General features: G+C 46.6%; 10 protein-coding genes. 8 read left to right on the plus strand and 2 right to left on the minus strand.

Going from position 1 to position 14,441, the window contains the following annotated elements; genetic code table 11:
- Positions 1-7 precede the first annotated feature (7 nt).
- Positions 8-2,023 carry a DNA helicase Rep gene (gene rep / locus SHAL_RS20315; protein ID WP_012278987.1) on the minus strand — a complete coding sequence of 672 codons (2,016 nt, stop codon included), beginning with the start codon at positions 2,021-2,023 and terminating at the stop codon, positions 8-10.
- 208 nt (positions 2,024-2,231) lie between these two features.
- Between rep and SHAL_RS20320 the strand changes: the two genes are divergently transcribed.
- The 8 genes from SHAL_RS20320 to SHAL_RS20355 all read left to right on the plus strand — a co-directional run bounded on the left by SHAL_RS20320 (position 2,232) and on the right by SHAL_RS20355 (position 13,005).
- Positions 2,232-2,849 carry a TetR/AcrR family transcriptional regulator gene (locus SHAL_RS20320; protein ID WP_041416146.1) on the plus strand — a complete coding sequence of 206 codons (618 nt, stop codon included), beginning with the start codon at positions 2,232-2,234 and terminating at the stop codon, positions 2,847-2,849.
- Between the two features lie 14 nt (positions 2,850-2,863).
- Positions 2,864-3,982: an efflux RND transporter periplasmic adaptor subunit gene (locus SHAL_RS20325; protein WP_012278989.1), complete on the plus strand. Its 1,119-nt coding sequence runs from the start codon at positions 2,864-2,866 to the stop codon at positions 3,980-3,982.
- A gap of 14 nt (positions 3,983-3,996) precedes the next feature.
- A complete protein-coding gene (locus SHAL_RS20330; RefSeq protein ID WP_012278990.1) occupies positions 3,997-7,077 on the plus strand; it encodes a multidrug efflux RND transporter permease subunit in 3,081 nt (1,026 codons plus the stop codon).
- 168 nt (positions 7,078-7,245) lie between these two features.
- Positions 7,246-7,500 (plus strand): ubiquinone biosynthesis accessory factor UbiK, encoded by a 255-nt coding sequence (gene ubiK / locus SHAL_RS20335; protein ID WP_012278991.1) that lies wholly within the window; start codon positions 7,246-7,248, stop codon positions 7,498-7,500.
- 233 nt (positions 7,501-7,733) lie between these two features.
- Positions 7,734-8,534, plus strand: coding sequence for a phosphatase PAP2 family protein (locus tag SHAL_RS20340; protein WP_012278992.1), 801 nt, complete (start codon positions 7,734-7,736; stop codon positions 8,532-8,534).
- Positions 8,535-8,655: 121 nt separating this feature from the next.
- Positions 8,656-9,132 (plus strand): Lrp/AsnC family transcriptional regulator, encoded by a 477-nt coding sequence (locus SHAL_RS20345; protein WP_041416148.1) that lies wholly within the window; start codon positions 8,656-8,658, stop codon positions 9,130-9,132.
- Between the two features lie 345 nt (positions 9,133-9,477).
- Positions 9,478-10,833 carry a sodium-dependent transporter gene (locus tag SHAL_RS20350; RefSeq protein ID WP_012278994.1) on the plus strand — a complete coding sequence of 452 codons (1,356 nt, stop codon included), beginning with the start codon at positions 9,478-9,480 and terminating at the stop codon, positions 10,831-10,833.
- A gap of 186 nt (positions 10,834-11,019) precedes the next feature.
- A complete protein-coding gene (locus SHAL_RS20355; protein WP_012278995.1) occupies positions 11,020-13,005 on the plus strand; it encodes a TonB-dependent copper receptor in 1,986 nt (661 codons plus the stop codon).
- Between the two features lie 83 nt (positions 13,006-13,088).
- Here the strand turns inward: SHAL_RS20355 and SHAL_RS20360 are convergent, their stop codons facing one another.
- On the minus strand, positions 13,089-14,225 hold the full coding sequence (locus SHAL_RS20360) for a pyridoxal-phosphate-dependent aminotransferase family protein (protein WP_012278996.1): 1,137 nt from the start codon (positions 14,223-14,225) through the stop codon (positions 13,089-13,091).
- Positions 14,226-14,441 lie beyond the last annotated feature (216 nt).

A 14,441-nucleotide genomic window follows, 5' to 3' on the forward strand; every position in this document is an offset into this window, starting at 1 on the left:
TTAAGGATTATTTGTTCTTAAACATATCTCTTAAGTTGGCAATATTGGCTTTGCCTGATTGCTGACGCTGCTCTACGGTTTGCACCGGTTTGCGGTTCTCCCAGATCAAGTCATCTTGTGGTAGTTCCATCAAGAAACGGCTCGGCTCGCAGCGGATGGTTTCACCAAACTGGCGTCGCTCGCGGCAGATCACAAACCACAACTCTTTTTGCGCGCGAGTGATCCCCACATAGGCTAAACGACGTTCCTCATCGACATTATCTTCGTCGATACTGCTTTGGTGCGGCAAAATCCGCTCTTCGGCGCCCACCATAAACACATAAGGAAACTCTAGGCCTTTAGAGGCGTGCAGTGTCATTAACTGTACTTGATCGCCGCCCTCATCTTCACTATTACGTTCCATCATGTCGCGCAATGTCAGACGAGTGACCACCTCAGGTAGTGTCATACCTTCATCGAGCTCATCACCTTCAAGCATCTCTGTCACCCAGCGGTACAGTTCTGAAATGTTCTTCATGCGCATTTCAGCCGCTTTAGCGCTAGTACTGTTTTCGTAAAGATAGTCTTCGTAGTTAATCTTTCTAATTAACTGCTTAACCGCTTCCACGGGATCACCACGCTCGGCACAGTCACCCATTTCAACCACAAAACGGCCAAACTGATACAAAGATGACATCGCCGCAGGCGGCAGTTCATGATTCAGATCCGCTTCAAAGATCGCGGCAAACATGGAGATCTGCTTCATATTAGCAAAGTTACCTAAACGCTCAAGCGTTGCCGGACCAATTCCCCGCTTAGGTAGGTTAACAATTCGCAAAAATGCATTGTCATCATCAGGGTTTACCACTAAACGCAGGTACGCCATGATGTCTTTAATCTCTGCGCGGCCAAAGAAAGAGGTGCCTCCGCTGAGCTTATAAGGGATACGGTTAGTCATCAAAGCCCGTTCGAGTAAGCGCGACTGGTGATTGCCTCGATATAAAATGGCGTAATCACCATAGCTTGTTCGACCAACAAACTTATGGCGGATCATTTCCGCAATCACCCGCTCCGCTTCTTGCTCCTCGTTAGCAGCAATCAATACCCTAATGGGCTCACCATAAGCGAGCTCACTAAACAGTGCTTTTTCGTACACATGTGGGTTATTGGCGATGAGGATGTTTGCGGCACGCAGAATTCGCTGGCTAGAACGATAATTTTGCTCCAGCTTAATCAACTTTAATCTAGGAAAATCTTTGCCGAGTAATACTAAGTTTTGCGGCTTAGCACCACGCCAAGAGTAGATTGACTGATCGTCATCACCTACCACGGTAAAACGCGCCCGTTCACCAACCAATAACTTAACCATCTCATACTGACTGGTGTTAGTGTCTTGATATTCATCCACCAGCATATATTGAATACGGGTTTGCCAGCGAGTTCTCACCTCTTCATTTTGCCTAAGTAACAAAGTCGGTAATAAGATCAAATCATCGAAGTCGAGGGCATTATAGGCCTTCATATGCTGAGCATAACGCTGATACAACAAAGCAAAGAGTTGCTGTTGCTCGTCTTTAGCAATTTTTCGAGCTTGCTCAGGAATAACAAGATCGCCTTTCCAATTAGAAATGGTACTGGCCAATAACTTGAGTAAGTCTTTATCTTCGTCTAACTCATCTTGAGTCAGCTCTTTTAGCAGTGCAAAGGTATCTTGGTCGTCAAATAGTGAGAAGCCGGGCTTTAAGCCCACAACTTTATGTTCACGCTTAATGATCTCAAGGCCTAAGGTATGGAAAGTTGAGATCCACAAACCACGTGCTTCTTTACGTCCCATAGACTGCGACACACGCTCTTTCATCTCGCGCGCCGCTTTATTGGTAAAGGTTACCGCTGCGATATTGCGTGCTTTATAGCCACACTTTTCCACCAGATAGGCAATTTTATTAATAATTACTCTGGTTTTGCCACTGCCTGCGCCTGCAAGTACTAAGCAAGGGCCGCTAACATAGTGAACGGCGTCATTTTGTCCGGGATTGAGCTTCATGGATACGTTATAACCAAGGTATTAAGGAAGGCATTAAAAGAGGAATGATAGCAGAAAGCCCCTAGCAAGCGGAAAAGTTATCGACAATATCTCGACTGTGATTATTAGTAACTCCATTTTTCATTAATGTACTTATGAGCTTAATCACATAAAAGACAAAGTACTTAACGCAGCTCTATTGCCAAGTTTTTGGATGAAGATTACACTAATGAATGAACGTTCATTCATTTTAGGCTATACCATGCACAATAAATACGAGCTCATTCTTCGCGCGGCAGAAAAAATTATTGCAGCAGGTGGTATTCAAGGCTTATCCATGCAATTGGTCGCAACCGAAGCTGGCGTTGCAGCAGGCACTATCTATCGCTACTTCAAAGATAAAGACCAGCTTATCCTTGAACTCAGAAAAGATGTGCTATCGCAAGTAGCTAGCGCCATATTGGAAGACCATCAAATAGGTACGATTGAGCAAAGATTCAAACGGATCTGGATGAAAATGTACAACTACGGAAAGCAACCCTCTCCAGCCAATTTAAGCTATGAGCAATATGCCAATCTTCCGGTGATCAATACCCAAGAGATCCGCCAGTTAGAGATGCAACTTTTCGCGCCACTGCAGCAACTATTCGAACAGGGAAAAGCCCAAGGGCTAATCCAACCACTACACCCACGTATGCTTTACGCTCTCGCGATGGAACCCGCGATGACCATGGCACGAACTTGCAGACGCGGCCTTATTGATTACCAACCTAAAGATATTACTTTCGCCTGCGATTTATGCTGGCGGGCCATACTCAGCCCAAATACAACTACAGCGACAATCTAAAGGAGTTTCAGGACATGAAAAAGTGGAGCCTAGTGATGATTATCATCGCAGTACTGGCCTTCGGTTCAGTCATTGGTTTTAATATTTTTATAAAAGGAAAAATCGCCAATGCCATCGCTAATATGCCTGAAGCAGTGGCCCCAGTTACCGCAGTGGATGTCAAACAAAGTAAATGGCAACCAACAATCAACGCCATTGGGTTCATCGAGCCTAATCAAGGTGTGACCATTGCTAACCAAGTCTCTGGTGTGGTGTCTGCTATCCGCTTTGAAAATGGTAGCAAAGTTGAAGTCGGCCAAATGCTTATTGAGCTAGATTCTAAGGTAGAAAAAGCCAACCTTAAGAGCAAACAAGTTCAACTACCAGCAGCAGAGGCTGACTTTAAGCGCCTGAGTAAACTCTACAAGCAAAACTCTGTCTCCAAGCAGGATCTCGACAATAGCCAATCTAAATACTTAGCGCTAATGGCCGACAGTGAAAGCTTAAGTGCAACCATTGGCCGCCGTGAAATTCGTGCACCATTTGCGGGTCTAGTGGGTATTCGTAATGTTAACTTAGGTGAATATCTACAAACGGGCAGCGAAATTGTTCGCCTTGAAGATATCAGCACCATGAAGATCCGCTTTACCATTCCACAAACTCAGCTCTCTCGTATCGCGACAGGGCAAAAGGTTCACGTCTATGTGGACGCCTATCCTACAGAGCCATTTGAAGGGGTTATCTCAGCCATCGAGCCCGCGGTCTTCTATCAAAGTGGTCTGATCCAGGTACAAGCGCGGATCCCAAATACCGACGCGAAACTACGTAGCGGCATGTTCGCTAAAGTCGATATTATGTTGCCTGAATTAACTCAACAGGTGGTGCTACCACAAACTGCAATTAGCTTTACTCTTTACGGCGACTCCGTCTATATCATCGAAGAGAAAAGTGAAAATGGCGAGCAGATCAAACGTGTTAAGCAAGTTAACGTTAAAGTGCTAGAGCGTGACGATATCAATGCATTAGTCAGCGGTGGTATCAGTGCCGGTGATACTATCGTCACCTCGGGTCAGGTTCGCCTAAGTAACAACAGTAAAGTCAAAGTGACAGAGGATGATGCATTAACTCCTCCCGCCACATTGCCACAGTTGTAACGGAGGGTTTGGCAATGCGCTTTACTGATATCTTTATACGCAGGCCGGTACTGGCGGCCTCCATTAGCTTTCTGATATTACTACTCGGCTTTTATGCCCTAAAAAGCATGCAGGTACGTGAATATCCAGAGATGACCAATACCGTTGTGACGGTAAGTACTAGTTACTATGGTGCCGATTCAAACTTGATCCAAGGTTTTATTACCCAGCCATTGGAGCAAGCGTTAGCTCAGGCTGACAACGTTGACTTCATGACATCAGATAGTTTTTTGGGTAGTTCCAAAATCTCTGTTTACATGAAGCTCAATACCGACCCTAATGGCGCCCTAGCCGACATTTTGGCTAAGGTAAATTCGGTGCGCTCTCAGCTACCGAAAGAAGCCGAAGACTCCACAGTAGAGATGTCGACAGGTGCGCAAACATCTGCTCTGTACATCTCTTTCTACAGCGATCAGATCAACTCAAGCCAAATAACCGACTATCTAGAGCGTGTGGTTAAGCCTGAGTTATTCACTATCGATGGCGTAGCTAAAGTCAACCTCTACGGCGGTATAAAGTACGCGATGCGCATATGGTTAGATCCAGCGCGTATGGGAGGCTTTAACCTATCATCAACCGATGTGATGAGCGTCCTGCAGGCTAACAACTACCAGTCCGCTGTTGGCCAAACTAACAATACCTTTACCCTGCTTAACGGTACTGCAGACACCCAAGTTGCAACCGTTGCAGAATTAGAGAAGCTAGTTATCGGTAGTAAAGACGGTCTAGTGATCCGCCTAGGCGATATCGCAGATGTCAGCCTAGAGAAGAGTCACGATGTCTATCGCGCCTTAGCCGATGGCCAAGAGGCCGTCGTCGTTGGTCTAGACGTTACACCAACAGCTAACCCACTGGTGGTTGCTGCAGACGCGCGCGCCATGATGCCACAGATCACTCGCAATTTACCGATCTCGATGAAGGCTCGAATTCTGTATGATTCGTCGCTAGCGATTGATGAATCGATTAATGAAGTGATTAAAACTATCGGTGAAGCATCGCTGATTGTTATCGTGGTTATCACCCTGTTCTTAGGTTCGTTCCGAGCAGTGATTATTCCAATTGTCACCATTCCGCTATCTTTGATTGGTGTGGCAGTGATCATGCAGATGTTCGGCTTCACTCTCAACCTGATGACACTACTGGCCATGGTACTCGCTATCGGTCTGGTTGTGGATGATGCCATCGTGGTGGTCGAAAACGTCGATAGGCATATCAAGCTCGGTGAAACACCCTTTAGGGCGGCAATTATAGGTACTCGAGAAATTGCAGTTCCGGTTATCTCGATGACCATTACCTTAGCAGCAGTATATGCACCGATAGCCTTGATGGGTGGGATCACGGGCTCATTGTTTAAAGAGTTCGCCCTAACCTTGGCCGGAGCGGTATTTATTTCCGGTATCGTAGCGCTAACCCTGTCTCCTATGATGTGCTCAAAAATCCTCAAGGCTCACTCGAAGCCTAACCGCTTTGAACGAGGTGTTGAAAACTTCCTAAGTGGCCTAACCTCTCGCTACAACCGCATGCTCACAGCCGTACTAAACAAGCGTCCTGTCGTGATAGCCTTCGCGATTATCGTGTTTGCCTCTCTACCTGTGATGTTTAGCTTTATCCCATCAGAGCTTGCTCCTAATGAAGATAAGAGCGTAGTAATGATGATGGGCACCGCCCCTTCTAGTGCGAACTTAGACTATATCCAAGCTAACATGACATTAGTGACCGATATGATCAGCGCTCAGCCTGAAGCGGCGGCATCTTTGGCCTTCGTGGGTGTACCTAATGCTAACCAAGCTTTCGGTATCGCACCTCTTGTGCCTTGGAGTGAGCGAGACAAAAGCCAGAAAGAGATGCAAAAGTTCTTTGGTGAAGAAGTTAAAAAAGTACCAGGTATGGCTGTAACGACCTTCCAGATGCCTGAGCTACCCGGTGCCTCTAGCGGACTGCCGATTCAGTTTGTGATTACCAGCTCAAACTCATTCGAAAGTTTATTCCAGATAGGTTCTGGCGTACTTAACAAAGTGCAGCAGAGCCCACTTTTTGTCTACTCTGAGGTCAACTTAAAGTTTGATTCTGGCTCGATGAAGATCCATATCAAGCGTGATGTGGCTGGTGCCTACGGCATTACCATGAAAGATATAGGTCTAACACTAACCACCATGATGAGTGATGGCTACGTTAACCGTATCAACTTAGATGGTCGCTCCTATGAAGTGATCCCGCAGGTTGAGCGTAAACTACGTGCTAACCCAGAAGCACTTGCTGGTTACTATCTAACGGCCGCCGATGGTCGCTCAATTCCGTTGTCTAGTCTAGTGGACGTCGAGATAGTGTCGGAGCCTCGTTCACTGCCGCACTTCAACCAGATGAATGCGATTACCGTCGGTGGTGTTGCTGCGCCAGGCGTTGCTATTGGTGATGCGATTGCCTTCTTACAGAATATCGGTGATAACGAACTGCCTAAAGGCTATAGCTATGACTTCTTAGGTGAGGCACGTCAGTATGTCACCGAAGGTTCAGCACTTTATGCCACCTTTGGTTTGGCGCTAGCAATTATCTTCTTGGTGCTTGCAAGTCAATTTGAGAGCCTCAGAGATCCGTTGGTGATTTTAGTCTCCGTACCGTTAGCGATTAGTGGTGCCCTGATAGCCTTAGGTTGGACCCATGTTTTCGGGCTGTCATCAATGAACATCTACACTCAGGTCGGATTAATTACCTTAGTGGGTCTCATCACTAAGCACGGTATCTTGATGTGTGAGGTAGCAAAGGAAGAGCAGCTGCATAATGGCCTAAGTAAACTTGATGCAATCAAGCACGCGGCAACCATCCGTCTGCGTCCAATCCTAATGACAACCGCAGCCATGATCGCAGGCTTGATCCCACTACTATTTGCCGTAGGAGCAGGCGCTGTCGCTCGCTTCAATATCGGACTAGTGATTGTATCCGGTCTTGCCATCGGTACGGTATTTACCCTGTTCGTACTGCCCGTTATCTATACTTATCTAGCAGAAAAGCACGAACCTCTGCCTGTATTTGACGAAGAGGTTAAAGAAAAAGTCTAGGCTTTATCTGTCACTTCATCCCAAAAGCCTGCCTCATTAGCAGGCTTTTTTATCTCTGCTCGTCACTGCGGCTGCAAAGTGCTCCAGTGGCGATTATTTTGGCAATTAGAACTTGCTCAGGTACAATCAAATCATATTAAGCATTAAGCACTAAAGCGGAAACTGATAATGATTAACCCTAAAAAAATAGAAGAAGTCGCTAAGCAACTAAGCGAGAACCTCCCAGGTGGATTAAAACAATTCGCAGGCGAGTTTGAAGAGCGAAGCAAACAGATTTTACAAAATCAGTTACAAAAACTAGACGTAGTATCACGCGAAGAGTTTGAGGTGCAGCAGCACGTTTTGATTAGGACTCGTGAAAAACTTGAGAGATTACAAGCCCAAGTCGACGCGCTTGAGGCCAAATTAAACGCAGCAGACTAAATCAAATACGACGAACTCTGCGCGAGCTAAGTTGTAGTAGCTAAGTCATAAAATAAAAAGGAGCATCTTAAAAGATGCTCCTTTTTTATTGGCCATTTTTCAATAATGATTAGAGTGAATTAAGATTAATTTACACTTCATGTGGATGCTCTAGTATAGCTCCGCACGGATAGGTAATCTTGCTGACTCACTTTTACCTTTAATTCATTAACTTACCACTTTGAGGCTAAACTTTGAAAAAATCAGCTTTAAATACACTCTTTTTCCAGCCTCAACACACTAAAAAAGTCCTGCTTAGCGCTTGGGCCATACTACTTATCACCCCTGCGGTTATCTATCTCTCCTCCGTAAACCTGTTCCCTAGCATTGCACTAGACTCTTGGTTTGCTCAGGCTCTTTATTGGCTAACCAGTACAGGCACCGCACCCTACGGCATCATGACCGGGATACTTATTCTTGTTGTCTGCTATCGCAGTTTAAGCCGCCAGCAATTTATGCAACTGGTGCTCGCAGTCTCCATTAGCATGGCTGCAACGCTTAGTCTCAACCACTTTCTTAAGCCCTATTTTGCCGAAGCTCGCCCCAATGCGGCGCTACTAGAGCAAGAGTACCTACTTAATACCCAAGATTTTTATCAACAGACTAAAGCCGATAAAAGAGAGCTGATCGGTACCGCAATACATCAGCTTGAAGTGGCACGCCCAGATCTGAACTTAAGCCCTTCAATAAAACGCCATTGGCAACATGAAGTCGGTTACGCTTTCCCTTCTGGTCATACTCTCTTTGCCGTCACACTTGCCCTAACGGTTAGCTTCTATCTACTCATGGCAGGGAAAACCTTACTGCCATTGATGTTATTTGGCTGGGCAATTACCATGGGGTTTAGCCGTATGCTGCTAGGGATGCACTGGCCGCAAGATGTTCTCGCTTCGACAGCAATTGGCGGTAGCATCGCCTTTATCAGCATCTACTTAACTCAAGCGCTGTGGCCAGCAATCAATAACCTGTTTGTCTCACGCCTCAAAGCAGCCTGATAAGTTGATAAAGTAAACCCTACAGCTATTAAGCGGCTCACTTGCGCTTAATAGCCATTGCGGTATTCTGCTTGCAAACAAAACAATACTTTGATTAAACCCAACTCTGATGAGACCGACCATGGCTGAACTGCAATTAGACAAGATTGACCTGAACATCCTCAAACTGATGCAGCAACATGGCAAACTGTCTAATCAGGAACTAGCTGAAAAAGTCGGTCTGTCTCCTTCCCCTTGCTCAAGACGAGTTAAATCGCTAGAAGAGGCGGGCTATATTGCGGGTTATGCCACCCTGCTCAGCGCCGAACATTTTGATCTTGCACTGACCGCCTATATTCAAGTCCGCTTAGAGAAACACTCGACCGATATTCTCGATGCCTTTGAAGCCAAAATTAGCAGCTACGATGAAGTGCAAGAGTGCTGTCTTCTTACGGGTAGTGATGCCGACTATCAACTTAAAGTGCTGGTTAGCGATATGAAACATTTTAAAGTCTTCTTGCTCGATAAGCTGACGACCAATGATCACATCGCTGGCGTGCGTTCTAGCTTCGTGCTGAAGCAAGTTAAAAACCAAACCAGCATTCCACTGCCGATTTAATTTTGTTTTGATTTAACTCTCCTTCAGCTGAGCATCGTGCGGCATAACATGCCGCTCGCTCCTCCTCGCTTTAGCGGTTACGACTATAATCTGTGCAATCAGTCGCATTTTTGCCTTTAATCTGTAAATGATTTTATTGCGCAGAACTATTGATAACCGCACTGCGACGCAAACAAATATCAAACTTACCCGCCATAAAGAGAAATAACAGCACCAAAACAACAAATTAAAAAATAAAGTACTACAAAAATGTTTTTAAGCGCGAATTTAATGCGTTGACCAGCAAATTTAAAGCATTAATATGCGCGCTCTTAATTGACAAAGAAGTACAGAAAGAGAGCTCAAATGAGTATTGCAAAACAAGGGCACTTTAGCTCTAGAATTGGCTTTATTATGGCGGCAGCAGGCTCAGCTGTCGGAGTCGGTAATATCTGGGGCTTCCCCACTCAAGCTGCCACTCATGGCGGCGGTGCTTTCCTGCTGGTTTATCTATTTCTGATCTTGGTACTCGGTTACCCCATGCTAATGGCAGAACTGATGATTGGTCGCCATGGGCAAACCAATCCTGCCGATGCCATGGCTAAAGTCGCCAGCCGTCCACTAACCAAAAAAATAGGTAAGGCAATCGGCTTTATCTCTATCATTACCGCTACCCTGATCTGTACTTTCTACAGCATTTTATCGGGCTGGTTTGTCAGCTTTGCCATCGCACCGGTTGCCGAATTAACAGGCCAAACACAGGCTGCTTCTTGGTTGATGGATTTCTCGCTGTCACGCAATTTAGTGTTCACGCTGGTTTTCATTGCCATGGTCATTTTAGTGATCCGCCAAGGTGTGCAAAAAGGGATTGAGCGTTGGTCTAAGCGCCTCATGCCGATGTTGTTACTGATCTTAGTCGCAGGGGTGATCTATATCTTAACTCAGCCAGGCGCGATGCAAGGTTTAGAAGTGTTATTGGTTCCCGACTTCTCCCGTGTATTTGAAGCCGATGTATTAATTGGCGCCCTAGGGCAAACCTTCTTCTCCTTGACCATAGGTACAGCCGCAATGATGGTGTACGGCGCTTACTTAAGCCAAAAAGAAGATCTTGCCAAGCTAACCGCTTACGTGACACTGACCGATACCTCGGTGGCATTTTTAGCAGCGCTAATGGTTATTCCAGCCATGTATGTGGCGCAGCATAACGGCGTACAAATTTTTGCTGACGACGGCAGCTTATTAAATTCTGACACCTTAGTGTTTACCGTTCTACCCGCCTTATTCGACACGATTGGCGGCATAAGCCAGTATTTACTTGCCATTGTTTTCTTTATCTTGATGACGATTGCAGGACTCACTTCGGCCATCTCTATTGTCGAGGTGCCCACCAGCTACCTAGTTGAAAAAACTAACTTGAGCCGTGATAGAGCCACCTTGATTGTGGGTAGCTTGATTGCCGCTTTATCTCTGGTCGTGGTATTTAATTTCGAGACACTATTTAGCTTTATGATCACCTTAACCACCGAGCGGGCTCAGCCATTAATTGCCCTTGGTATTGCCATCTACTTAGGCTGGGTATGGAACCGAAATCAATTGATTAGTGCGATTGCTCAGCAAGAGGGGGTGAACCCTAACAGCCTATTTTGGAAAGTATGGCCTTGGTATGTGAAATACATCTGCCCGCTACTTATCATCATGATCATTGTGCAACTAATTAGCTAACTTCAGCTGCAAAAATTACTGATATCAAGGGACGATTTAATCGTCCCTTTTCTATCCTGGCCCCCCAGAATAGTGAGCCTAGTCACACCCTCCTGTGACCCTTTGTCGCACCTTGCGACAAATTAGTTTGTCGTCTTTATTAAGCACTGTAAAACAAGCAAAAAATAAATAACGATAAGCGACATTATGATGAACAAGAAAACTATACTGACCATTCCAGTGGTCACCCTTGGGCTAATTTCTGCCCCAGCTTTCGCCGAAACCACGACAAAGAATAAATCAGAGCCAGTGGAGCGCATTATTGTCACTGGCGAGTTGATGAAAGATCCCACCAAAACCTATACCGATCCTAAAAAGCCACGACTCCCCCTACCCGCCTATGACGGTGCGGGATTTCTTAAGACCATTCCCGGCTTTAGCATTGGTCGTAAAGGCGGTGCCGGCGGCGATCCAAGTCTGCGTGGACTCGGTGGCTCACGTTTAAGCATTGTCGATGATGGCCAGCACGTTTACGGCACCTGCGGCGGTCGCATGGATCCACCAACGGCTTATATCTACCCAGAAGCTTACGACAACATCACCGTGATTAAAGGGCCACAAACGGTAAAATATGGCCCTGTTGGTAGCGCGGGCACCGTCCTGTTCGAAAAAGACCGCCACAGCTTTGATGAGCCAGACTTAGATGGCCGTGCCAGCATGACGGCGGGTAGCTTTGGCCGCAAAGATTACTTAGTCGAGCTAAAAGCTGGTGATGAAAATCATTACTTCGATATGGACGTCAACCAGTCATCTAGCGACCATTATAAAGATGGTGACGGTAACAAGGTGCAATCGAGTTATGATCGCTCCAACTATAACTTTGCCCTAGGCTGGACACCGAGTGAAGAGACAGTACTAGAGCTGGCTTATGGCAGCTCATCGGGGGAAGCAGAGTACGCAGATCGCGCCAATAAAGCCCGTGAGATCAGCAATGAAAACTTGACCGTCTTACTGCAACATGAGTTTGATAGTAGATGGATAGATGCAATCGAATTCCAAGCCTACACCAACGAAAACGATCACATCATGGATCAATTCGACCAAGGCATTAATTCAGGCACTAATGTTAGGCGTGGCACTCAGGGTGGCCATCTTTGGGCTGACTTTACCTTAGCCACTGACTGGACATTAACCGCGGGTGCTGACTACATGGACAGTACACACAAAGGGCGCAGTATTAACCCTGCTGTCGATAATGGCTTAGACGATCTGCTCAATAAGCCATTCAAAGACAACATGCGTTATCAGGCCAGTGGCCTATTCTTAGAATCCACCTACAATCTTTCAAGCGGTAAGTTACTTGCGGGTATGCGCTACGACCATTGGAAAACTGAGTTGATGGTCGCTCAGAAAGGTGAGCGAACCGACGACCTATTCAGCGGTTACGGCCGCTATGAACTCACATCTGGTAATAGCCAATACTATGCGGGTGTCGGCCATGCCCAGCGTATGCCGGATTACTGGGAGATCATGAAATCGGATATCAATAACCCTAGTCAGAAAGCATTCGATTTGGCACCGGAGAAAACCACTCAGCTGGATATCGGTTGGATCTATGAAGCCGATATCGCCGTCTCGACTTCGCTATTTTACGGTGAGATCCGCGACTATATCTTGATTGACGCCAACCACGGACCAGCAGCGACAGCCTATAACATCGACGCCACCGTTTATGGTGGTGAAATAGCCGCTACGTTCCCATTAACCGAGCACTTCTCAAGCCAGACGAGCGTTAGCTATAGCCACGGAGAGAACGACACCGCAGGCACTCCTCTAGGGCAAATTCCTCCACTTGAAGGCCGAATTACCTTAGATTACCAATACAACCAGTGGACGGCTGGACTACTTTGGCGCCTAGTCGCGGCTCAAGATAGAGTCGCCATTGGCGAAGGTAATATCTCGGGCCAAGACTTGGCTGAAAGCAGCGGTTTCGGTACCCTCGCCTTCAACGCTAGCTGGAAACACAATGAAGCCCTATTGGTTAGCTTCGGCGTAGAGAATCTATTCGATATCACCTATGCAGAGCACATCAGTCGCTCCGGTGCGGGTAACGATATCCCGGGTAGCTCACCGATGTTCCAAGTCAACGAGCCGGGCCGTACGGCTTGGGTTAAAGTCGATTACACTTTCTAAGTTAATCGCTTTTCAGCTAAAGCTCACAAACAACAAGGCCGCTGAAATCAGCGGCCTTGTTAATGAATAAACAAGGGTCTCGTTTAAACGAGTACCTCTTCTAAGGCTTTAAGGCACAAGGCTACGTTTTCACGCCTTGCCCCGAAGCCCATCAGACCAATGCGCCAAGCTTTACCCGCTAAAGCACCAAGGCCAGCACCAATCTCTAGATTATAGTTCTCTAAAAGCTGTTTTCTTACCTTAGCGTCATCGATGCCATCTGGAATATAAACCGCATTCAGCTGCGGTAAACGACACTCTTCAGCCACCACAAACTTAAGCCCTAAACGCTCTAAGCCATGACGTAACACTTGGTGCATATCAGCATGACGTTGCCATGCAAGCTCTAACCCTTCAGCCGCTAACAAGCGTAGCGATTCATGCAATGCATACAGTGCATTTACCGGGGCGGTATGGTGGTAGCTGCGTTTGCCATCGCTAGACGCATCCCAATAGCCCATCACCAAGGTTTGATCGAGAAACCAGCTTTGTACCGGCGTCTTGCGCGCCTTTAGTTTGGCAACTGCCGCCGGAGAAAATGACACCGGCGATAAGCCCGGCACACAAGATAAACACTTCTGAGAGCCTGAATAGATGGCATCGATGCCCCACTCATCAACAAGCAGCTCCACGCCGCCTAAAGAGGTAACCGCATCGACGATTGATAAGCAATCATGCTGTTTTGCGAGTGCACATAAGGCTTTAGCATCTGATAATGCCCCCGTTGAAGTCTCTGCATGGACAAAGGCCAAGAACTTCGCATCAGGATTTGCCGCCAATGCACTAGCAACTTGATCGGGATCTACCGCCTCGCCCCACTCATTATCAACCACTACAGCCACTCCGCCGACACGCTCGACGTTCTGGCGCATACGCTCACCAAATACACCATTACGGCAAACGATCACCTTTTCACCGGGCTCAACCAGGTTCACAAAGCAAGTCTCCATGCCGGCGCTACCCGGAGCAGAAACCGCCATGGTCATCTCATTTGTGGTCTGAAAAGCGTACTGGATAAGTGCTTTTAGCTCATCCATCATCTCGACAAATAGCGGGTCTAAGTGGCCTATGGTTGGCTTAGATTGAGCAGCCAGTACCTCTGGATACACATCGGAAGGACCGGGTCCCATGAGGATTCGGCGAGGTGGGCTAAAAGGCTCGAAAAAGGGTGCAGGTAACATGATATTTCCTCTAAAACTACAGGCTTTTAAAAGGTTAAGGTTTGACGACTGCCACACTGCTACAACGATAAATATCGTCAAGCCCCTAGGTGTTAGTCTGTCTCTAGTGAAATATTATTGCTCTATCTAAGGCATACTACAAAGAAAGCTCTTAGACTATCAAGCCGATAGCTGATAAAGATTGTATCCAGTCTTACTGTTGTTTATCTTCAATAA

The sequence above is a fragment of the Shewanella halifaxensis HAW-EB4 genome (genome assembly GCF_000019185.1).
GTDB lineage: Bacteria > Pseudomonadota > Gammaproteobacteria > Enterobacterales > Shewanellaceae > Shewanella > Shewanella halifaxensis.

Bases quoted from the DNA above. Each gene is read 5' to 3' on its own strand.
- rep (WP_012278987.1), bottom strand. From the start codon at position 2,023: ATGAAGCTCAATCCCGGACAAAATGACGCCGTTCACTATGTTAGCGGC.
- SHAL_RS20320 (WP_041416146.1), top strand. From the start codon at position 2,232: ATGAATGAACGTTCATTCATTTTAGGCTATACCATGCACAATAAATAC.
- SHAL_RS20325 (WP_012278989.1), top strand. From the start codon at position 2,864: ATGAAAAAGTGGAGCCTAGTGATGATTATCATCGCAGTACTGGCCTTC.
- SHAL_RS20330 (WP_012278990.1), top strand. From the start codon at position 3,997: ATGCGCTTTACTGATATCTTTATACGCAGGCCGGTACTGGCGGCCTCC.
- ubiK (WP_012278991.1), top strand. From the start codon at position 7,246: ATGATTAACCCTAAAAAAATAGAAGAAGTCGCTAAGCAACTAAGCGAG.
- SHAL_RS20345 (WP_041416148.1), top strand. From the start codon at position 8,656: ATGGCTGAACTGCAATTAGACAAGATTGACCTGAACATCCTCAAACTG.
- SHAL_RS20350 (WP_012278994.1), top strand. From the start codon at position 9,478: ATGAGTATTGCAAAACAAGGGCACTTTAGCTCTAGAATTGGCTTTATT.
- SHAL_RS20355 (WP_012278995.1), top strand. From the start codon at position 11,020: ATGATGAACAAGAAAACTATACTGACCATTCCAGTGGTCACCCTTGGG.
- SHAL_RS20360 (WP_012278996.1), bottom strand. From the start codon at position 14,225: ATGTTACCTGCACCCTTTTTCGAGCCTTTTAGCCCACCTCGCCGAATC.